General features: G+C 73.4%; 19 protein-coding genes. 16 read left to right on the top strand and 3 right to left on the bottom strand.

Annotation, left to right across the window (positions count from 1 at the left end; genetic code table 11):
* The 8 genes from HF577_RS29520 to HF577_RS29555 all read left to right on the top strand — a co-directional run.
* Nucleotides 1-1,153 (top strand): hypothetical protein (locus HF577_RS29520; RefSeq protein WP_169399264.1); only part of this gene is annotated, 1,153 nt, incomplete at its 5' end.
* On the top strand, nucleotides 1,150-2,001 hold the full coding sequence (locus HF577_RS29525; protein WP_169399265.1) for a sugar phosphate isomerase/epimerase family protein: 852 nt from the start codon (nucleotides 1,150-1,152) through the stop codon (nucleotides 1,999-2,001). The genes HF577_RS29520 and HF577_RS29525, both read left to right, overlap by 4 nt.
* Nucleotides 2,002-2,106: 105 nt before the next feature.
* Nucleotides 2,107-2,952, top strand: a complete 846-nt coding sequence (locus HF577_RS29530; RefSeq protein WP_169399266.1) for a thioesterase family protein — start codon at nucleotides 2,107-2,109, stop codon at nucleotides 2,950-2,952.
* Between the two features lie 56 nt (nucleotides 2,953-3,008).
* Entirely contained in the window at nucleotides 3,009-3,821 is an 813-nt protein-coding gene (proC, locus tag HF577_RS29535) for a pyrroline-5-carboxylate reductase (RefSeq protein ID WP_169399267.1), read from the top strand.
* A 224-nt stretch (nucleotides 3,822-4,045) separates the two neighbouring features.
* Nucleotides 4,046-4,255, top strand: coding sequence for a helix-turn-helix domain-containing protein (locus tag HF577_RS29540; RefSeq protein WP_169399268.1), 210 nt, complete (start codon nucleotides 4,046-4,048; stop codon nucleotides 4,253-4,255).
* Between the two features lie 180 nt (nucleotides 4,256-4,435).
* Complete coding sequence (locus tag HF577_RS29545) at nucleotides 4,436-4,537, top strand: 30S ribosomal protein bS22 (protein WP_010241351.1); 102 nt, start codon at nucleotides 4,436-4,438, stop codon at nucleotides 4,535-4,537.
* Nucleotides 4,538-4,699: 162 nt separating this feature from the next.
* Entirely contained in the window at nucleotides 4,700-5,737 is a 1,038-nt protein-coding gene (locus HF577_RS29550) for an NAD-dependent epimerase/dehydratase family protein (protein ID WP_169399269.1), read from the top strand.
* 89 nt (nucleotides 5,738-5,826) lie between these two features.
* Nucleotides 5,827-6,873, top strand: coding sequence for a lysophospholipid acyltransferase family protein (locus HF577_RS29555; protein WP_312859450.1), 1,047 nt, complete (start codon nucleotides 5,827-5,829; stop codon nucleotides 6,871-6,873).
* A 9-nt stretch (nucleotides 6,874-6,882) separates the two neighbouring features.
* On the opposite strand, the gene HF577_RS29560 is transcribed toward HF577_RS29555, so the two are convergent.
* From HF577_RS29560 to HF577_RS29570, 3 genes are all read right to left on the bottom strand, one after another.
* On the bottom strand, nucleotides 6,883-7,755 hold the full coding sequence (locus tag HF577_RS29560) for an HAD family hydrolase (protein ID WP_169399276.1): 873 nt from the start codon (nucleotides 7,753-7,755) through the stop codon (nucleotides 6,883-6,885).
* A 231-nt stretch (nucleotides 7,756-7,986) separates the two neighbouring features.
* Complete coding sequence (locus tag HF577_RS29565; RefSeq protein ID WP_169399270.1) at nucleotides 7,987-9,453, bottom strand: DUF5667 domain-containing protein; 1,467 nt, start codon at nucleotides 9,451-9,453, stop codon at nucleotides 7,987-7,989.
* A 184-nt stretch (nucleotides 9,454-9,637) separates the two neighbouring features.
* Nucleotides 9,638-10,225 carry a sigma-70 family RNA polymerase sigma factor gene (locus HF577_RS29570; RefSeq protein ID WP_312859451.1) on the bottom strand — a complete coding sequence of 196 codons (588 nt, stop codon included), beginning with the start codon at nucleotides 10,223-10,225 and terminating at the stop codon, nucleotides 9,638-9,640.
* Nucleotides 10,226-10,871: 646 nt separating this feature from the next.
* On the opposite strand from HF577_RS29570, the gene HF577_RS29575 reads away from it, so the two are divergent.
* From HF577_RS29575 to HF577_RS29610, 8 genes are all read left to right on the top strand, one after another.
* The gene (locus tag HF577_RS29575) at nucleotides 10,872-12,479 is read left to right on the top strand and encodes an AMP-binding protein (protein WP_169399271.1); all 1,608 of its coding nucleotides are present in this window, start codon (nucleotides 10,872-10,874) and stop codon (nucleotides 12,477-12,479) included.
* 17 nt (nucleotides 12,480-12,496) lie between these two features.
* Nucleotides 12,497-12,733 carry a glutaredoxin family protein gene (locus HF577_RS38815; protein WP_169399278.1) on the top strand — a complete coding sequence of 79 codons (237 nt, stop codon included), beginning with the start codon at nucleotides 12,497-12,499 and terminating at the stop codon, nucleotides 12,731-12,733.
* 284 nt (nucleotides 12,734-13,017) lie between these two features.
* Nucleotides 13,018-14,610, top strand: coding sequence for a molybdopterin-dependent oxidoreductase (locus HF577_RS29585; RefSeq protein ID WP_407692251.1), 1,593 nt, complete (start codon nucleotides 13,018-13,020; stop codon nucleotides 14,608-14,610).
* A gap of 184 nt (nucleotides 14,611-14,794) precedes the next feature.
* Complete coding sequence (locus HF577_RS29590; RefSeq protein WP_312859452.1) at nucleotides 14,795-15,481, top strand: fasciclin domain-containing protein; 687 nt, start codon at nucleotides 14,795-14,797, stop codon at nucleotides 15,479-15,481.
* Nucleotides 15,482-15,795: 314 nt separating this feature from the next.
* Entirely contained in the window at nucleotides 15,796-16,545 is a 750-nt protein-coding gene (locus tag HF577_RS29595) for a redox-sensing transcriptional repressor Rex (protein WP_312859453.1), read from the top strand.
* Entirely contained in the window at nucleotides 16,542-17,915 is a 1,374-nt protein-coding gene (locus HF577_RS29600; RefSeq protein ID WP_169399272.1) for a glutamyl-tRNA reductase, read from the top strand. The genes HF577_RS29595 and HF577_RS29600 overlap by 4 nt, the downstream gene beginning before the upstream one ends.
* Nucleotides 17,912-18,880 carry a hydroxymethylbilane synthase gene (hemC, locus tag HF577_RS29605; RefSeq protein ID WP_169399273.1) on the top strand — a complete coding sequence of 323 codons (969 nt, stop codon included), beginning with the start codon at nucleotides 17,912-17,914 and terminating at the stop codon, nucleotides 18,878-18,880. The genes HF577_RS29600 and hemC overlap by 4 nt, the downstream gene beginning before the upstream one ends.
* Nucleotides 18,880-20,419, top strand: a 1,540-nt coding sequence (locus HF577_RS29610; protein ID WP_169399274.1) for a bifunctional uroporphyrinogen-III C-methyltransferase/uroporphyrinogen-III synthase, incomplete at its 3' end; no start/stop codon positions are given. The genes hemC and HF577_RS29610, both read left to right, overlap by 1 nt.

Here is a 20,419-nt window from a genome sequence, read left to right on the forward strand (position 1 = left end):
GCCCTGGGAGGCGCAACCGCGCGAGCTGCCACCGCCGCGGGAGCCGCGGGCCCGGGAGCCCCAGCCGTGGGAGGCCCAGCCGCGGGAGCCGTTGGGGCGTGACCCGTTGCAGCCCCGCCAGCGTGACCAGCCGGCGTGGCAGCAGGGAACGCGTGAGCCCCTGTCCCGGGAGCCCCTGTCCCGGGAGCCGCTGCCCCGGGAGTCACAGGGCCGGGAGTTCCCGCCGCGCGAGCCTCAGATCCGGACGCCCCAGCCCAGGGAACCCCAGCCGCGTGACGGCCGGCGGGAGGCCGTGGCGTGGGAGTCGCGGCCCCGCGAGGCTGTGGCTCCGCCCGTCCCGAAGCCCGAGCCCGGTCGGGTCGTCCCCCCGGCGCCCCGGCCCGCCGAGCGGCCGGGTCCGGCCAACGGCCGCTCGCCGCTCGACAACCCGGTGCGGGAGCACCCCACCCAGCAGATGGCGCCCGTGCGCGACGGCCGTCCCGGCGTGCTGGACCCTCTCGCCCCCGGCCGCGCTGCGTCCCGGCGGGCCGGCGCCCCGGCAGACCTCGCCCCCTCCGGGCGCCCGGAGTACGGCGCACCCGCCGCCGGTGATCGCGATTCCGACGACGACGGGCCGCCCACGGAGATCGGCATGGCCCCCGTCGGCGCGGAGGCCTACCACCGCGACCGCACCCGCGAACGGCGCGGCGCACCCGCCGACGACGGCGGGCCGCCCACGGAGGCCTCGGCGCCCGTCGACTTCGACGACCACCCGGCCGGGCTCGGGGGCGTCGATCTCGACGACTTCCACGGCGACCAGGACGACGACCTGGAGCACGACGACCCGGACGGCGACCAGGACCAGCGGGCCGGCCGCCGTCAGCGGGCGGGCATGCAGAAGCTGGCCGACTCGGCGGGCCAGGTGTGGGCCGCGGTGGTGGCCCAGTGGATCGTCGGCGCCATCGGTGGTGCCGCGCTCTGGGTCGGCTTCCGTTTCCTGTGGCGCAGCCTTCCCGTCGTGGCACTGGCCGCGGCGGTGCTCGTCACGGTGGGTCTCGTCGTGGTCGTCCGCGCGCTCCTGCGCAACAGCGACCTGCGCACCACGGTGTTCGCCGTGCTCGTGGGCCTGCTTCTGACGGTGTCACCGGCGATTCTCGTGCTCGTGGGGAGATGACGCCCGTGCAGCCCGCGGTCCGGCCGGCGGCGCCCGTCGCCCTCTCCACCGCTTCGGTCTACCCGGAGCCCACGGCGGCGGCGTTCGAGCTGGCCGCCGAGCTCGGGTACGACGGTGTGGAGCTGATGGTCTGGTCCGACCCGGTGAGCCAGGACGTCGCCGCGGTCGCCCGGCTCGCCGACCGGTACGGCGTGCCCGTGCTGGCCGTCCACGCTCCGTGCCTCGCCGTCACGCAGCGGGTGTGGAACTCCGACCCGATCGTCCGCATCCGGCGCTCGGTGGCTGCGGCGGCCACCCTCGAGGCGCGCACCGTCGTGATCCACCCCCCGTTCCGCTGGCAGCGCCGGTACGCCAGGCAGTTCGCCGACGAGGTCGCACGCGCCGGGGAGCATGTCGACGTCGCGCTCGCGGTGGAGAACATGTTCCCGGTCGTCCGGTCCGGCGTGCGCACGGTGCCCTACAGCCCGGGGTTCGACCCCACCGCGGTCGGGCACGCGCACTACACGCTCGACCTCTCGCACACCGCGGCAGCGGGCACCGACGCGCTCGCCATGCTCGACCGGATGGGTGCCGGCCTCACCCACGTCCACCTCGCCGACGGCAGCGGGGCCGCTCGCGACGAGCACCTCGTGCCGGGTCGTGGCACCCAGCCGTGCGCCGAGGTGTGCGAGCGGCTCACCGGCAGCGGCTTCGGTGGCGTGGTCGTCGTCGAGGTGAGCACGCGCCGCTGCCGCACCCGCTACGACCGCACGGCGATGCTGGCCGAGTCGCTGCTGTTCGCACGGCTGCACCTGCAGCCCACGGCGGGGGCGCGCCGCATGCCCAAGCCCGCCCGCTCCTCGCGGTAGACGCACCTCACACCTGCGTCCGCTGTGGCGGGGTGGCCCACGGTGATAGTTCTGTGCGGTGCTCGATGGAGACTGTCGTCCGATCGCCCGCCAGGACGTGACCCGGTGACGGCACGCGCGGACGTCCGCTCGTCGGGTGGCCCGTCGGCCCCGCCGTTCCGCGGTGCCACCGCGATCGAGGCACTCGGGGACGGCCGGTTCGCGGCTGAGCTCGGGCACGGCTTCGTCCTGGGTCCCAAGGCGCACGGCGGCCTGCTGATGGCGCTGCTGACCAAGGCGGGGCTGGCCAAGCTCGCCGGTGACGCGCCGGGGGCGGCGCCCGACCCGCTGTCGGTGGCGGCTGACTTCCTCCGCGCTCCCGCACTCGGTCCGGTGGAGCTGACCACCGAGGTGCTCAAGCTGGGCCGCACCACCTCGGTCGTGGCGGTCCGGATGAGCCAGGACGGCACGGCGATGCTCACGGCCACGGTGACCGCGGGCCGCCTCCCCGACGACCCGCCGCGCTGGACGGACCTGCCCGACCTGGCTGCGGAGCCGCCAGCCGACGCGATCGACCCCGGCGTGGGCGAGGGGCCGCTCACGCTGGCCGGGTCCTGCGAGCTGAGGCTCGACGCCCGGACGGTCGCCCCCGAGCGAGGGGGGACGGGACAGCCCGTCGTCCGCGGGTGGGTCCGCCCGCGTGACGAGCCGACGGACGTCCTCTTCGCCGTGCTGGCAGGCGACATCCTTCCGCCGTCGGTGTTCAACCTGGGCGGCACGCTCGGCTGGGCGCCCACCGTGCAGCTCACCGCCCTGCTGCGGGCCCGGCCCGCGCCGGGCTGGCTGCGGATGGAGTCGCGGTCGAGCGCCGTCGTCGGGCCGTGGTTCGACGAGGACGTCACCGTGATCGACGCCGCCGGGCGCCTGGTCTGTCAGGCCAGGCAGCTGGCGCTGGCACCACTCGCCCGCTGACCCGACGGCAGCCCGGGCGCGGTGGCCCTGCGGGCTGCAGGGTTACCGTCAGCTCCATGACACGGATCGCTGTGCTCGGTGCGGGCAAGATCGGAGAGGCGCTGCTGGCGGGACTGCTGGCCGCGGGTCGCAGCACCGAGGAGTTGGTGTTCACCGAGCGGCACCCGGAGCGGGCCGCCGACCTCACGGCGCGGCTCGGGGTGGCAGCCGTCGACGTGGCGGGCGCCGCCGAGGTCGCCGACATCGTGGTGGTGGCCGTCAAGCCGCAGGACATCACGCCCGCCCTCGCCGAGCTGGCGCCCGCACTCCGGGCCGGGACCCTGGTGGTGTCGCTGTGTGCGGGGCTGCCCACGGCCCTCTTCGAGGGTGCACTTCCTGCCGGCACGCCGGTGGTCCGGGTCATGCCGAACACCCCGATGCTGGTGGGGGAGGCGATGAGCGCGATCTCTCCGGGCAGCCACGCCACCGACGACCACCTCGCGACGGTGGAGAAGCTCCTCGTCGCGGTCGGCCGGGTCGTCCGGGTGCCCGAGTCGCAGCAGGACGCCGTCACGGCGCTCTCCGGTTCGGGACCGGCCTACTTCTTCTTCCTCGTCGAGGCGATGATCGACGCGGGGATCCTGCTCGGCCTGCCCCGAGCGGTGGCCGCCGACCTGATCGTCCAGTCGGCGTTCGGAGCGGCCCGGATGCTGCGCGAGTCGAACGACCATCCGGTGATCCTGCGGGAGGCCGTCACCTCTCCGGCCGGGACGACGATCGCCGCGATCCGCGAGCTCGAGCGCCACGGGGTGCGAGCGGCCCTCATCGCGGCGATCGAGGCCGCGCACGACCGGTCCGTGGAGCTGGGCCGGGCGGCGGAGCAACGCTGATCATTCGTACGGGGAGCGCCCGGCGGGCAGCGCTGACCCTTCGGACGGGCCCGGAGCCCGAACGGCCTAGTGATGTCACCCTGACGCGGGGCTGAATTCCGCAACGGAGTGCCCTGGGGGTGTCGAAGCCGTCACACCGGCACCGCTAAGCTCACGGGGAACATCTGGTGCCGTACCCGGCCGCAGCCGGGGACGTCCGGTGCGACCACGAAAGCGGTGATCGGATGCCGTCCGAGCCCCCTGAGATCCACCTCGCGCAGGTGCAATTCCTGACGGTGGCCGAGGTCGCGGCGATGATGCGGGTCTCGAAGATGACGGTGTACCGCCTGGTGCACGGTGGGGACCTGCCTGCCGCACGTGTCGGCCGTTCCTTCCGGGTGCCAAAGCGAGCGGTCGAGGAGTACCTCCGCACCGCCTACTTCGACGCAGGCTGACGCCGTCGGAGCACCGTTCACCGCCCGGCGGGCGCAGCGCAGTGGGAACTGCCCGGTAGAGTGGGCCCCCGGTCATCGCCCGGTCAGACGCGCGCTCGTCGCGCGGTAGCCGGCCGGGCACATCACCGCACACCAGTGGCTCGTCGCGGGCCGCTCCACGACCAGGAAGGGTCGCCACGCATGGGTTCAGTCATCAAGAAGCGCCGCAAGCGGATGTCGAAGAAGAAGCACCGCAAGCTTCTGCGCAAGACCCGCGTGCAGCGTCGCAAGCTCGGCAAGTGACGGCAGCGGCCGGCGCCATGTCGCCGGCCGCGCTGCGGTTCACCCGGCCGAGCTACGAAGTTCGCCCGGCCCGGTGTGCCCGCTCACCTCACACCCTGCACGGCCCTGGGAGGTCTAGCATCGGTCACTCGATGCATCCGACCGCATTCCTGGGGTAGAGCCATGACGCCTTCCGTCGTGCTCGTCACGGGGGTGAGCCGTTTTCTGGGTGGCCACCTCGCTGCCCGTCTGGCGGCGAACCCCGCGATCGAGCGCGTGCTGGCCGTAGACACCGTGCCGCCCCCGCGCGATCTGCTACGCCGGATGGGCCGTGCCGAGTTCGTGCGCGCCGACATCCGCAACCCCCTGATCGCGAAGGTCATCTCCACCGCGTCGGTCGACACCGTCGTCCACGCGTCGCTCTCGGCCAACCCCGGCTCGTCCGGTGGCCGCACGGCGATGAAGGAGATGAACGTCATCGGGACGATGCAGCTCCTCGCGGCGTGCCAGAAGGCGCCGTCGGTACGCCGGATGGTGCTCAAGTCCACCACCGCCGTGTACGGCTCCAGCTCGCGCGACCCGGCCATCTTCGACGAGTCCATGACACCGAAGGACCTCCCGTCCGGCGGCTACGCGAAGGACGCCGCCGAGATCGAGGGCTATCTGCGCGGGTTCGCCCGCCGCCGTCCCGACGTGTCGGTCACGGTCCTGAGGTTCTCCAACTTCATCGGCCCACGCATCGACACGGTGTTCACGCGCTACTTCGCGCTGCCGGTGGTTCCCACCGTGCTCGGCTACGACGCACGCGTGCAGCTGCTGCACGAGGAGGACGCGCTCGCCGTGCTCGAGCGTGCGGCCAGCGAGGAGATCCCCGGCGTCTTCAACGTCGCCGCCGACGGTGTGCTGCTGCTGTCGCAGGCCATCCGCCGGGCCGGCCGCATCCCGGTGCCCGTACCCAGCGCAGCGGTCGGGCCCGTCAGCCGCGTCTTCCGCGGCGCCCGCCTGGTGGACTTCTCCCCGGAGCAGATGCGCCTGCTCAACTTCGGCCGGGTGGTCGACAACGGCAGGCTCCGGCGCCAGTTCGGCTTCAGCCCGCGCTGGACCACGGTGCAGGCTTTCGACGACTACGTACGCGGCCGAGCGCTGCGTCCGGTCATCGGCCCGCAGCAGGTCGAGTCGCTGGAACGGCGGCTCCTCGGTGCCGCGAGGTCGTTGCGATGACGCAGCGCCGCAGGCCCGTGACAGCACCAGCAGGGGCAGCACCGACAGGGACATCACCGGCAGGCACATCACCAGCAGGGGAGGGCGTCGTGTCCGAGGCCCGCATCATCCCGTTGCACGTCGACGACGAGGGCCATCCGCAGTGGCGTTCCGGCGGGCAGACCAACGGCCACACGAACGGCCACACGAACGGCCATGCGAATGGCCATACGAACGGCCACGCCCGGCCGGCCGGCGCGGACGCCGGTACGGACCCCGGGCCTGCACCCGAGCCGGCCACCGAGGCCACCCCGCCGGCGTGGGAGGAGGCGCTCACCGAGTCGCTCGCGTTCCTGCGGCGGAGGTTCTCCGGGGACTACGCGGTGGACGACTTCGGGTTCGACGCCGACCTCACCGACAACCTGCTGCTCCCCGCGCTGCGGCCGCTGTACCAGAAGTGGTTCCGCGTGGAGACGATCGGCATGCGGAACGTCCCGGACAGCGGCGGAGCGCTCGTCGTGTCCAACCACTCGGGCACGCTGCCGCTCGACGCGTTGATGACGGCCGTGGCCCTGCACGACGACCACCCGGCCCAGCGGCACCTGCGCATGCTCGGCGCCGACTTCATGTTCCGGTTGCCGGTGGCGGGCTCGCTCGCCCGCAAGCAGGGAAGCACCCTGGCATGCACCCCGGACGCGGAACGGCTGATGTCGACGGGCGAGCTCGTCGGGGTGTGGCCGGAAGGCTTCAAGGGCGTCGGCAAGCCGTTCCGGGACCGGTACAAGCTGCAGCGCTTCGGCCGCGGTGGCTTCGTGTCGGCCGCGCTCCGCACCGGCGTGCCGATCATCCCGTGCTCCATCGTGGGTGCGGAGGAGACCTATCCGAAGATCGGGGACCTGAAGCCGCTGGCCCGGCTGTTCGGGGCGCCGTACTTCCCGGTGACGCCGCTGTTCCCGCTGCTGGGCCCGCTCGGGCTGATCCCGCTGCCGTCGAAGTGGTACATCGAGTTCGGCGAGCCCATTTACACCGACTCCATCGGAGCCGCCGAGGCGGACGACCCGATGACGGTGTTCAACCTGACCGACCAGGTGCGCGAGACCATCCAGCACACCCTCTACCGGCTGCTGAGCCAGCGGCGCAACGCGTTCCTCGGGTAAGGAGCGCTGTCACCGCTTGCGGGCCGCCAGGCCGGCGGCCACCGCCCCGGCGATGGCACCTGCGCCGATCACGGACGGCACGCCGATCCGCGCGGCCTTGCGGCCGGTGCGGAAGTCCCGGATCTGCCAGCCCCGTTCCTTGGCGACGTCCCGGAGCTCGGAGTCGGGGTTGACGGCCACCGCCGTGCCGACGGCGGAGAGCATCGGCACGTCGTTGACGGAGTCGGAGTAGGCCGTGCAACGGCGCAGGTCGAGGCCTTCCGTGACGGCCAGCGCACGCACCGCATGGGCCTTGGCCGGACCGTGCAGGATCTCGCCGACCAGGCGCCCGGTGTACTTCCCGTCGACGCTCTCGGCCACGGTGCCGAGGGCACCGGTGAGCCCCAGCCGCCGCGCGATGATCAGGGCCAGCTCGACGGGCGTGGCGGTGACGAGCCAGACCCGCTGCCCGGCGTCGAGGTGCATCTGGGCGAGCGCGCGAGTGCCGGCCCAGATGCGGTCGGCCATCAGCTCGTCGTAGATCTCCTCGCCCAGCTCGGTGATCTCCGCGACCGTGCGGCCCGCCACGAACGACAGCGCGGTGTCGCGCCCCGTGGTGGTGGAGTACGTGGTCTCGCGGCCGCCAATCCGGAACTTGATCTGTTGCCACGCGAACCCGGCGAGGTCGGCGGTGGTGAAGAACTTCCGTGCGGCCAGGCCGCGCGCGAAGTGGAAGATCGACGCGCCGACCATCATCGTGTTGTCGACGTCGAAGAAGGCAGCCGCGGTGAGGTCGGTCAGCGGGACGTCGGCCGGGCCGCTGTCGCCTGCCGCCACAGCGGCGGCCGCCGCCGCCTCACCGGCACGCACCGCCGGATCGGCCGAGGTGGCCGCGTCGAGCACGCCCGGGGTCTCCGTGGCGCCCGTGAGCTCACCGGAACCCGTGGGCGAGAGGGGTTCGCCGGGCTCTTCTTCTCCAACCACCTACGGGCCTCCGGATGCGGATCGGGTCCCCTGCCACCCTACTGGCGGGTCCGGTCGGACGGTGCGTTTCGGGCGGCGTGACGGACGACGAGACCGCCGCGGAAGGTGATCTCCGCGGCGGCCTCGTGTTCGGTCTCCGGTCGCTCGATGTCAGCCGATGGTGATCCCCGGCAGCCCCGGAAGCAGCGGGGGCAGCGTGATCTGGGGCAGGAACGACGGCGGAGAGTCGTCGTCGTTCTGGTTGTTGCTCGGCGTCCTCGGCCTCGTGGCGCTGGACGTGTCGTCCTCGTCCGAGCCCTGTTCCTCCGAACGGCCGTCGAGCGGCGTCCCGTCGGTGTCGATGTCAGGCAGCAGCGCGGGCGGCTCGCCCGGGCCCGGAGTGCCGGTCACCGCGCTGGACGACGGGTCCTCGGACCCGTCCGGCGAGGTGGTGTCCGAGCTGTGCTGCCTCGAGGGCTGCTCCTCGTCGCTGGTGGAGCCCGCCTTCGTGGACTCCGGGTCGGCCGGCCGGAGAGCACACGCGCCCCTTGCCGGCAGCGGGCCCAGGTCGTCGGCGCCGGAGGAGACCTCCGAGCAGGACGAGCGTGCTGTCAGCGCCTCGGTCCGCCCGACGAGCCGGTCGAGCAGGTCGATGGCGCCGTCGGCGTCGGCCGCAGCGGGCACGGGCAGTTCGGGACGCAGCGAGTTCAGCCGCTCCGCCTGCGTGGAGGCCCACGTGCGGAGGTCGCCGATCGCGGCCGGGTCGCCACCGGTGTCGTCGGTGGCGAGCAGGATGCGTGAGCCCTCGCCCGTGGCCGCGTCGAACTCCTGGATCGCGGACGCGACCAGCTGGGGCCCGACGGGAGCCTGCGGGTTGCGTCCGACCATCTTCTCCACCTCGTCGAGCCTGGTGGAGGCGTTGTCGAGGTGGCGTCGGGCCTTCGCCGCGTTGTCGAAGGTCAGGGCGAGACCGGCCGACTCGGCTGCCCGCTTGAGCGCGTACAGGTTGTCGCCGGGCAGCGCGTTGCGGCTGGCGAAGATCCCGCCACCGGCGATCGCGAGCAGCATGACCATCGCCGCGGTGCCGACGAGCACCGCCCGGCGGCGCAGACCACTCGCCGCTGGCCTGCGAGAGGCGCGGGACCGGCCGGCGGGACGGTTCGGCGTGCTGTGCCGCGCGCCGTGGCGCCCTGGACGAGCGGCTGCCGTGGTGGTGGGGGCCTCCACAGCGGTGGTGGCCACCTCGGTGGCGGCGTCGGGGGTCTCGTCGGGCCGACCGGCGTAGGCCGCGATCTTGCCGGTGACGGCGGAGGCGTTGGTCTCCTCCTGCACCGGGAAGGCGGGCTCGAGGATCCGGCCGAGCGGGGCGGTCTGCTCCTCCGCCGACGGTGGTGGGACGGGTGGACGGGGACCGCTTCCGTGCCGGTCGCCCTGCTCGGCGGCGAGCATGGCCATGAGCCGCTGCTTCGCACGCGCCTTGGCGTCCGGGTCCGGCGCGAAAGCCGCGCCGTGGGACCGCAGCATCGCCACGATCTCCAGCTCCCGGGCGAGGTCGTCGTCGTCCGCGAAGCCGGGGGGTAGCCCCTGCTCCACGGCGGCGGCGAACCGCTCTGCGTCCTTGCCCTGTCCGGCGGGCATGTTGGCCGTCCTCACTGCATCCCTGCGCTGTCAGTCTGCGCGCCGTGGTGGTGCGTGGCGCGACGTTCAGCAGTACAACGAGCCCTGGGGCAGCCGGTTACGGGGTTAAGACCGTTCACCGCATTGAGTCGTTCATTCGCCGCACCTGTAACGCTCTGGGTGCTGTGCGCGATAAGGCGTCCATTCATCGGAGGCCCTCCGGTAGCAACTGGGCGAGCCGGCGGACCGCCCGGTGCTGAAGAGCCTTGACGGCTCCCTCGTTGCGATCCATCATCTCGGCCGTTTCGGCCACCGACAGCCCCTGCAGGAACCGCAGTTGGATGCACTCCTGCTGGTCGGGGTTGAGCTTGCGGACGCACCGCAGCAGCTCCTCGTTGGTGGCACCGTCCAACACCTGCTGCTCGGGCCCGTTGGTGCTGGGCGAGAGCTCGATGATCTCGTTGGTGGTCTGCTCCAGCCGGTAGCGGCTGGACTTCACGTGGTCGAAGATCAGGTTCCGGGCGATCGTGACGAACCAGGCGCCGATGTCCCGGCCCTGGTAGCTCACCGAGCTGATCCGCCGCAGGGCGCGGACGAAGGTCTCCTGCGTGATGTCCTCGGCGAGCGTGCGGTCGCCCATCCGGAAGAGCACGTAGCGGAAGACGACGTCGTAGTACCGGTCGAACAGCTCGCCGAAGGCGACCATGTCGCCGTTCTGCGAGGCCTTGACCAGTGACCAGGCCCCACCCTCCTCAGGGGGGTCCGGCTCGGCGTGCCGCGCGGTCGCGGTCACGGCGTCGTCCGTGCCGTCGGTGTCGTCGGGGGACTCGGCACCGCGATCGTGCGCCGAGTGCCCGGAAGGGCTCAGGACGGCGCCGGACGGCGCCGGCTCATCCGAGGTGTAGGGCCGTTGGCGGGGGAGCGGCGGGCCGCCGGCTGGTGCCGGCCGTGTCGGCCTGGGGGGAGCGCCGACGCGGGGAGCGGTGGTCGGGGGCATTTCTACCTCTCCAGCCGCCGGGGGACGGGCGGTCTGAGTGGGGAGCAGCCGGGGCTGACGCGAGGACCGGGTCATGACTCCCGGCTGGTCCTGTAGCCGTGAGGGACAGGACGCCGCGGGACGTCCCGCGGTGCGCTGGCGGCAACGGTTCTCATGCCACTCCCTTGGGTGAGTCTCGCGGCGATCACAGAGTGTCGGGACGTCGAGTCGGGTGTAGCGGCGGAGCATACGACCGGTGCTGTGTGGCGAAGCACGCACCACCGCTCGCCGTAGGTACGTTCCGGTGAGCGGCCAACTACCCGCGGTCAGTGTCACAGGCAACTGCGTGTCGGTCCTCGACTCGCCTCGGGCATTTGCGACGAGCGTCCTCGTCGCCGCGCCGCACGGTTCTGCCAGACTTCTGGGAGGTGAACCCGCCCGCCGCGCCGACCCCTGGAGAACCGTGCACAGCCCGAGCCACCTCCCCGAGGAGCGGACGCAGGCCCATGTGGCCGATCTGGTGACCCGGGCGGCGGCCCGGGTCCCCGAGCACGCCGCGATAGTGGACGTGACCAGCGGAATCACTCTCACCTGGGCCGAAGTGGACGGCGCCGTCTCCGCCGAGGCCGCCCGCCTCCGCGATGCGGGCGTCGTGGCGGGTGACCGCGTGCTGGTCCGGCTCGGCAACGGAGCGGGATTCTGCGTGGCCGTGCTGGGAGCGCTCCGGGCCGGCGCCGTAGCCGTTCCGTTCGGCCCGATCGGCGTGGCCAGGGAGCTGCAGGTCGTGCTCGCCGACTGCAGTCCGGCCGTCGTGGTGGCTGCGGAGAGTGACGACACCGCGCGTACCTGTGCGGCCGGCACCAGCGCGCAGGTGATCGCTCCGCCCGATCTCGCAGCGCGGGCCGAGGCACCGGCGAGCGGCGCCGGGGGCGGCGAGGACATCGCCCTGCTCATCTACACGTCGGGCACGACGGGCAGCCCGCGCGGCGTCCGGCTCTCGCACCGCGCGCTGCTCGCCAACCGGGAGCAGACCGCCGCACTGCGGCCTGCGCCGGTGATCCCCGTCGACCGCGTGCTGCTGTCGCTGCCCCTGTTCCACGTCTTCGGACTGGCCGCAGGCTTCCTGCAGGTCTGCTGGGCCGGCGCCACCGTCGTCCTCGTGGAGCGGTTCGAGCCCGCCCACATCGCCGAGGTGCTCGTCGAGCACCGGGTGAGCGGGCTCGCGGGCGTCCCGTCGATGTTCCGCTCGCTGCTCGACCTCCCGCCCGACGAGCTGCGGGCCGCCACCGCAGGCGTCCGGCTGTGCACCTCGGGCGGCGCGCCGCTGCCCGCTGAGTGGTTCGCCGCCTTCCGGGCGGCCACCGGGCTGACCATCGTCGAGGGGTACGGCCTCACCGAGGCAGGCCCCGTACTGACCACCACCACGGTCGACGGCGTCGGCAAGCCCGGCTCGGTCGGGCGTGCGCTGCCCGGCGTCGAGCTGCGGCTCGTCGACCGGGACGGCGTCCCGCTCAGCGGGGCTCCCGAGCCGGACGCCGGGGACCCCGACGACGCGGACGATCCCGTCGGCGATCTCGACCTCGAGCTCGGACTCGACGGCGACGTCTTCGACGCGCACGACACCGGGATGGTCGCGGTGCGCGGACCCAACCTGTTCTCCGGGTACTGGCCGGACGGGGAGGGTGGTCCGGACGACGAGGGCTGGTTCCGCACCGCCGACGTCGGCTTCCTCGATGCCGACGGCGACCTGCACCTCGTCGACCGCTCGTCCGACGTCGTGATCGTCAACGGCTTCAACGTCTACCCGCGGGAGGTGGAAAAGGTGCTCATGGAGCTGCCGGGGGTGGCGGAGGGCGCGGTCGTCGGGGTGCCGGACGACCGCACCGGTGAAGCCGTGAAAGCGGTGGTCGTGCCGGCCGCCGGCGCCGAGCTGACCGAGGAGGACGTGCGCGCGCACTGCGTCGAGCGGCTGGCCCGGTTCAAGGTCCCCACGGTCATCGAGTTCACCGACGCGCTACCGAGGACGCCCACCGGCAAGGTGGCCCGGCGCCAGCTGGCGGGGCAGTCGTGACGGCGGCGGACCAGGGCGTGCCGCCGAAGGTCGTCGTGTACACGAGGGCGGGATGCACGTTCTGCGCCACGGCGGAGGCCGATGTGGCGCGGATCTGCGGAGAGCTCGGCCATGGCTGGACGGCGGTCGACGTGGACTCGGACGCCGACCTGCGCGAGGAGTACGGCGACCGGGTCCCGGTGATCATGATCGACGGCCGGGAGCACGGGTTCTGGCGCGTCGAGGAGGCGCGTTTCCGGGCCGCGCTGGCCTGAGGGTCAGGACGGGAGCCCCCGGCCGCCGCCCCGACCGCGTCATGGCCACATGACGCGGCATCGGGCCGCCCTGGAACAGCGACACGGGACCACCACGCTTGCGCAACGGCGTCCGCCCGCAGCAGGAACGGGCGACTCGCGGGAGTGGAACGGGCGACTCGCGGGCGTGGAACGGGCGACTCGCGGGCGCGGAACGGGCGACTCGCGGGCGTCCGGCCGGGGACGTCCGCGGATCGTCATATTTTGCGGGGCACCCCGGCCGGTCCCGGGGTGAGACTGTTTTTGTGAGTACAACGACCGCGGCGCTCCCCGAGTCGGCATCGCCCGCGCCATCCGTCATCTCCCGTGGGTTCGCCGCTCTGCTCGGGGTGCTGGCCGTGGCCGCGGCCGTCGGCTCCGGGCACCTGGTGGCCGGGGTGGTCTCGCCGGGGTCCTCGCCGTACCTGGCGGTCGGCGACACCGTGATCCGGTTCGCGCCGGAGTGGCTCACCGACTTCGCCAAGACCACCTTCGGCACGGCCGACAAGTCCGTGCTCCTGGCGGGCATGGCCGTGGTCATGCTGGTCGTGGCGGCGGCCGCGGGCCTGGCCTCGCGCCGCAGCCACACCCCCGCTGTCGTCGTGGTCGGGGTGCTGGGCGTGCTGGGCCTGCTCGCGGTGGCCACCGCACCCACGTTCGCCCTGCTCGACGTCCTCGCTCCGCTCGCGTCGCTGGGCGTGGGCCTCACGGTGTTCCGGAGGCTGCACGCGCTCGCGCTGCGCACCCGGGAGGCGCCGGACGAGCCGGTGACCGCGGGTGGGGTGTCACGCCGCACGGTGCTCATCGGTTCGTCGGCCGCCGTGGGCGTGGCGTCCGTCGGAGCGGCCGTGGGAGGTCAGCTGCTCGGCCGCGGCGCCGCCGACTCGCGGCAGGCGGTGACGGCTCGGCTCGCGGCGGCCCGGCTGGCCGCGCGCGCGCCCGCGATCCCGGCGAGCGCGGCGTTCCCGCAGCTGGGCACCCCGACGTTCCTCACCGGGAACCCGGACTTCTACCGGATCGACGTGGCGCTGCGGATCCCCCAGCAGACCGCGGAGCAGTGGTCGATGCGCATCCACGGCATGGTCGACAAGGAGATCGTGCTGCGGTTCGACGACCTGTTCGCCCGCCCGCTCGTGGAGCGCACGATCACGATGACGTGCGTCTCCAACCCCGTCGGCGGCAACCTCATCTCGACCGCGAACTTCGTCGGCGTGGACCTGCGCGACATCCTGCTGGAGGCGGGCGTGCGGCCGGGCGCCGACCAGCTGTTCTCCACCAGCGTCGACGGCTTCACCGTCGGCACCCCCACCTCCGTGGTGATGGAGGAGGGCCGCGGCGCGATGCTGGCGATCGGCATGAACGGGGAGGCGCTGCCGCCCGAGCACGGCTTCCCGGTGCGCATGGTCGTCCCCGGCCTCTACGGCTACGTCTCGGCGACCAAGTGGATCTCCGACATGGAGGTCACCACCTTCGATGCCGGCCAGAGCTACTGGGTGGACCGGGGGTGGGCGGTGCAGGGCCCGATCAAGACGGAGGCACGGATCGACGTGCCGAACGGGTACGCGACGGTGCCGGCCGGCCGGGTCACGGTGGCCGGCATCGCGTGGTCGCAGCCGACCGGGATCGGCAAGGTCGAGGTGCGGATGGACGGGGGTGCCTGGCAGCCGGCCGAGCTCGCCACCGACGTCAGCGGGGACACCTGGCGGATGTGGCGCACGGACTTCCAGCTCGCGCCGGGCAGCCACACCGTGCAGGCGCGTGCCACCGACGCGGCAGGCCGGACGCAGACGGAGGCGAGTGCCGACGTCGTGCCGGACGGGGCGACGGGCTGGCCTGCGACGATCTTCAGCGTGGCCTGATCCGGGCCCTGGTCGGCCGTTCCGGCCGGTGCCGGCGGCCATCCGCCGTCAGCCGCCCCGTACGCGCCGTTCGACGTATCCGGCGGCGGGCACGGCACCCGCAGGCGTGCACCACCTCCGGCGTGGCACCGGCGTCGTGGTGACATGTCCCGACCCACCGGGACGTGTCCGAGGAGGAACACCCGTGCGAAACATCCCGCGCCTGGCCGCCGTCGGGGCCGTGGCGGCACTGGCCATGGCGCTGGGGGCGTGCAGCGGTTCCCCGGCGCCTCCCAGCAGCCCGCCGGCCGGTGCCCCGGCCGCCGCGGCGACCTCCGCCGCGCCGGGTCCGCCCGCAGCCGACGACGGCGTCACCACCCCGGCGGAGGTGTTCGGCCCGGGCTGCGCGTCGCTGCCACAGGGAGACGCTCCCGGTTCCCCGGCCGCCACGGCCGGTCAGCCGGTGGTCGCCGCCATCGCCACCAACCCACAGCTGACCACGCTGGTGAGCGCGATCGGGGCGGTACCCGGTCTGGCCGATGCGCTGAACGCACAGAAGTCGATCACTCTCTTCGCTCCGTCCAATGCCGCGTTCGACCAGGCGAAGGCCACCATGGGTGACCAGGCCTTCACCCGGTTGCTCGCCGACCCGCAGCAGCTCGCGACCCTGCTGTCGTACTACGTGGTCCCGCAGCGCTACGACGCGGCGGGCCTGGTGGCCGCCGGGGAGACCACCGAGCTCGCCGGCGGTACGGTCACGATCGGCGGACCCGCCGCCGCACCCACCGTGACCAGCGGGGACGGCACGCAGGCTGCGGTCGTCTGCGGCAACCTCCCCACGGCGAACGCCACCGTCTTCGTGGTCGACAGGGTGCTCCGGCCGGCCGGTTGAGCCCGGTTCCGGCCTCGCGGAGGGGATGGTCCCGATCATCGGCACCGGTTGCCCGCCGCCCGAGGTGAGCACGATGAGCGGGCGTCACGAGGCGACCACCGGTCGTGACCGGGGAAGTACCCGGCCGAGCACGATCAGGTTCAAGATCGCAACTTTGTGCGTGCCTTCACAAGCGACTACCGTGTATTCCAGTCGCCGTCAACGCCCGATCCCGGGGTTACTCGGCCGGGTGCACTCGGCTCCGTGGGGTGTGTGGTTCGGGTCGCCCGTGACGCAGCAAAATCCGAGTACAGCACCATCGAGGAGACGTGAGCGTGACGAAGCCGCCGCAGGCCGGCTCCGAGGACGCGGCCGCCGCGAGCCTGCGGTCCATCCCCGAGGCCAGTGTCGCCCGGCTCGCCGTCTACCTCCGGATGCTCGGTGAGCTCGCCGAGCAGGGTTCCGAGACCGTGTCGAGCGACGAGCTCGCCGCCGCCACCGGGGTGAACCCGGCGAAGCTGCGCAAGGACCTGTCCTACATCGGCTCCTACGGCATCCGAGGGGTCGGCTACGAGATCGCCGCGCTGGTCCGCCAGCTCGAGCGCACGCTCGGGCTGGACCACCTGCAGGCCGTCGCGCTGGTCGGGGTGGGCAACCTGGGCCACGCACTGGCCGGCTACAGCGGTTTCGGGGGGCGCGGGTTCCCGGTCACGGCACTGTTCGATGTGGACCCCGACCTGGTCGGGATCCACATCAACGGCATCATCGTCGAACACGTCCGGTCGATCCCGGAGATCTGCGCCGAGCGCGGGGTCACCATCGGCATGATCGCCACCCCGGGCCCCGCGGCCCAGGGCGTGTGCGACCTGCTCGTCGGCAGCGGCGTCCGCTGCATACTCAACTTCGCCCCGGTGGTGCTCCAGGTGCCACCGGAGGTCGAGGTCCGCAAGGTCGACCTGGCGGTCGAGCTGCAGATCCTGGCGTTCCACGTGGCACGCAAACACCTGGCCGGGCAGGACACGGCCACGCTCGACAGCCGCGTCAACGGGCACGCGGCGAACGGTTCCGGAGGCATGCTCCCGTGAGCGTCTTGGTTGTTGGACTGTCGCACCGCAGCGCTCCGGTGGAGGTGCTGGAACGGGCCGCCGTGGTGGCCGACGAGGTACCGAAGCTGCTCGACGAGATGCTGCACGGCACGCACGTCTCCGAGGCCGTGCTGCTGTCCACGTGCAACCGCATCGAGGTCTACGCGGTCGTCGACGCCTTCCACGGTGGTCTCGCCGACGTCTCGGGGGTGCTCAGCCGGCACGCCGCGATGCCGCTGGCCGAGTTCACCGAGCACGTCTACGTCCACTACGCGGGCTCGGCGGTGCAGCACCTGTTCGCCGTCTCCTCCGGTCTCGACTCGATGGTGGTCGGCGAGGCGCAAATCCTCGGCCAGCTGCGCAGCGCGTACGCCGCCGCCGACGAGGCGGGCACCGTCGGCCGCGTGCTGCACGAGCTCGCCCAGCACGCACTGCGGGTGGGCAAGCGGGTGCACGCCAGCACCGGCATCGACGCCGCGGGCGCCTCCGTCGTCTCCGAGGCACTCGCCGATGCGTCCGCCGCGCTGGGCGGGAGCCTGGAGGGCCGCCGGGCCGTGGTCGTCGGCGCAGGCGCGATGGGTGCGCTGGCCTCCGCCCACCTGCGGCGCGCCGGGGCGGCCGAGATCGTGGTGCTGAACCGCTCGCCCGAGCGCGCCGCCCGCCTCGTGGAGAACACCGTCGCGCAGGGCACCCCGGCACGCTCGGCAGGCCTGGACGCGCTGGCCGCCGAGCTGGTGGCCGCCGACCTGATGGTCGCGTGCACCGGCGCCGTCGGCACCGTGGTCGACCAGGCCACCGTTGCCGCCGCCGTGGCCGGCCGGGCCGCGCGCCCGCTCGCCGTCTGCGACCTCGGCCTGCCCCGCGACGTCGAGGCCGGGGTCGCCGCACTCCCCGGCGTCACCCTCATCGACCTGATCGCGCTGCAGCGCAGGCTCTCGTCCGACGAGCGCGGCGCCGCCGTCGCCGCGGCCCAGGAGCTCGTGGCCGAGGAGGCGCAGGCCTACCTCGCGGCCCAGCGCTCCGCCGAGGTCACCCCCACCGTCACGGCGCTGCGCCGCCGCGCGTCCGACGTGATCGACGCCGAGCTGCTGCGGCTCGACTCCCGCCTGCCCGATCTGGACACCCGCGTGCGCGAGGAGTTCACCAGGAGCGTCCGGCGCGTCGTCGACAAGCTCCTGCACACCCCCACGGTCCAGGTGAAGCGCCTCGCCGAGGGCCCCGACGGCGACAGCTACGCCGCCGCGCTGCGCGCCCTGTTCGAGCTCGACCCCCAGACCACGGCGGCCGTGGCCATCCAGCGCAGCGGCGACGTGATCGCCGCGCTGGAGGCCCGGTCCGACAACCCAGGACCGGAGGAGTCGATCCGATGACCCTTCGCATCGGTACCCGCCCCAGCGCGCTCGCCATGGCCCAGGCCGGCCTGGTCGCCGAGCGGCTGCGCGCTGCGGGGATGCCCGCCGAGCTGGTCGAGGTGGCCACCACCGGCGACCGCTCCAGCGCGCCCGTCGCCGAGCTCGGGGTCGGCGTGTTCGTCTCGGCCCTGCGCGAAGCGCTGGTGCGTGGCGAGGTCGACGTCGCGGTGCACTCCTTCAAGGACCTGCCCACCGCGCCCGATCCGCGGCTGCACCTGGCGGCCGTGCCGCCTCGGGAGGATCCGCGCGACGCGCTGGTCGCCCGCGACGGGATGGTGCTCGGCGAGCTGCCGCCCGGTGCCACTGTCGGCACCGGCTCCGCCCGGCGCCGGGCTCAGCTGCACGCGCTCGGCCTCGGGCTCCGGGTCGTCCCGATCCGGGGCAACGTGGACACCCGGGTCGGCAAGGTCCACGCCGGTGAGCTCGACGCCGTGGTCGTGGCCGCCGCCGGGCTGCGCAGGCTGGGCCGGATCGACGAGGCCACCGAGCTGCTCGACCCGCTGCAGATGCTGCCCTGCCCCGCCCAGGGTGCGCTGGCGATCGAGTGCCGGGCCGACGCTCTGGAGTTGGGTCGTGCACTCGCAGTGGCGCTCGACGACGAGTTCACCCGGGCCGCCGTCACCGCCGAGCGTGCGGTGCTTGCCACCCTGGAGGCAGGATGCAGCGCGCCGGTCGGCGCGCTGGCAGACGTGGTGTCCGACTGGGAACCGATCTCCGGCTCTGCCGGGGGGGACGACGAGGGACGCGTGGTCGACCGCGTGTCGTTGCGCGCCGTCGTCGGCACGACCGACGGGGCGCTGATTCGCGCCTCCGTCACCGGAAACATGGACGACGCCGAGAAGCTCGGGGCGGCCCTGGCCGTCGAGCTTCTCGACATGGGGGGCCCCGCAGCCCTCGGAGAACCGCTGGATCGGGAGATCTGATGAACCGAGCACCGAGTACCCCGGGACGGGTCGCGTTCGTGGGCAGTGGCCCCGGCGATCCCGGCCTGTTGACAATCCGCGCGCGGGAGGCCATTGCGAACGCGCCGCTGATCGTCACCGATCCGGACGTTCCCGAGGCGATCCTGGCGCTGGTCGCCGACGGAGCCGAGGTACGGCCCGCTGTCGGCCAGCCCGCCGACGTCGCGCGCGACCTGGTCGCCGAGGCCCGCTCCGGCCGCACCGTCACGAGGCTGGTCAGCGGTGACCCGCTGACCGTCGACTCGGTGGTGCAGGAGGCCATCGCGGTGGCCGGCGCCGAGGTGGCGTTCGACGTCGTGCCCGGTGTGCCTGCCGGCACGGCCGTGCCCGCCTACGCCGGCGTGCCGCTGGGCTCGGCGCACATCGAGGCCGACGTCCGCGCCGGTGTCGACTGGGCCCGGCTCGCCGCCGCCCCGGGCACCATGGTGCTGCACGCCTCCCCGTCGCACCTGTCCGAGGTGGTGAGCGCCCTCACCGAGCACGGTCTCGCCGCGCAGACGCCGGTCGCGGTCACCGCGAGCGGCACCACGACGACGCAGAAGTCGGTGCAGGCCACCCTCGCCACCATGGTGTCGGAGGCATCCGACCTCGAGGGCCCGCTGGTCGTCACCGTCGGCGCCGAGGTGGGGCTGCGCAACGAGCTGTCCTGGTGGGAGTCCCGCGCGCTGTACGGATGGCGCGTGCTGGTGCCCCGCACCAAGGACCAGGCGGGCGCGATGAGCGACCGGCTGGCCGTGCACGGCGCCACCGCCGAGGAGGTGCCGACGATCGCCGTCGAGCCGCCGCGCTCGCCCACGCAGATGGAGCGGGCGGTCAAGGGCCTGGTCGACGGGCGCTACCAGTGGGTGGTCTTCACCTCCACCAACGCCGTCCGTGCGGTGTGGGAGAAGTTCGCCGAGTTCGGTCTCGACGCCCGCGCGTTCTCCGGCGTCAAGATCGCCTGTGTCGGCTCGGCCACCGCCGAGAAGGTGCGCAGCTTCGGCATCGTGCCCGAGCTGGTGCCGTCGGCCGAGGAGTCGCAGGAGTCCTCGTCCGAGGGACTGCTGGGGGTCTTCCCGCCCTACGACGACATCCTCGACCCGGTCGACCGCGTGCTCCTGCCCCGCGCCGACATCGCCACCGAGACGCTCGCCGCGGGCCTGCGCGACCGGGGCTGGGAGATCGACGACGTCACCGCGTACCGCACGGTGCGCGCGGCACCGCCGCCCGCCCCGATCCGCGAGGCGATCAAGACCGGTGGGTTCGACGCCGTGTGCTTCACGTCCTCGTCCACGGTGCGCAACCTGGTCGGGATCGCCGGCAAGCCGCACGCCCGCACCATCGTCGCGTGCATCGGCCCGCAGACCGCCGAGACGGCCCGCGAGTTCGGCCTGCGCGTCGACGTGCAGCCCGACGAGGCCCGCGTGCCGGCACTGGTCGACGCGCTGGCGGCACACGCCGCCCGCCTGCGGGCGGAAGGCGCCCTCCCGCCCCCGAAGAAGGCGAAGGCCCGCCGGGGGG

The organism is Pseudonocardia xinjiangensis (assembly GCF_012911925.1).
Taxonomy (GTDB): domain Bacteria; phylum Actinomycetota; class Actinomycetes; order Mycobacteriales; family Pseudonocardiaceae; genus Pseudonocardia; species Pseudonocardia xinjiangensis.

Bases quoted from the DNA above. Each gene is read 5' to 3' on its own strand.
- HF577_RS29525 (WP_169399265.1), top strand. From the start codon at position 1,150: ATGACGCCCGTGCAGCCCGCGGTCCGGCCGGCGGCGCCCGTCGCCCTC.
- proC (WP_169399267.1), top strand. From the start codon at position 3,009: ATGACACGGATCGCTGTGCTCGGTGCGGGCAAGATCGGAGAGGCGCTG.
- HF577_RS29540 (WP_169399268.1), top strand. From the start codon at position 4,046: ATGCCGTCCGAGCCCCCTGAGATCCACCTCGCGCAGGTGCAATTCCTG.
- HF577_RS29545 (WP_010241351.1), top strand. From the start codon at position 4,436: ATGGGTTCAGTCATCAAGAAGCGCCGCAAGCGGATGTCGAAGAAGAAG.
- HF577_RS29550 (WP_169399269.1), top strand. From the start codon at position 4,700: ATGACGCCTTCCGTCGTGCTCGTCACGGGGGTGAGCCGTTTTCTGGGT.
- HF577_RS29565 (WP_169399270.1), bottom strand. From the start codon at position 9,453: ATGCCCGCCGGACAGGGCAAGGACGCAGAGCGGTTCGCCGCCGCCGTG.
- hemC (WP_169399273.1), top strand. From the start codon at position 17,912: ATGACCCTTCGCATCGGTACCCGCCCCAGCGCGCTCGCCATGGCCCAG.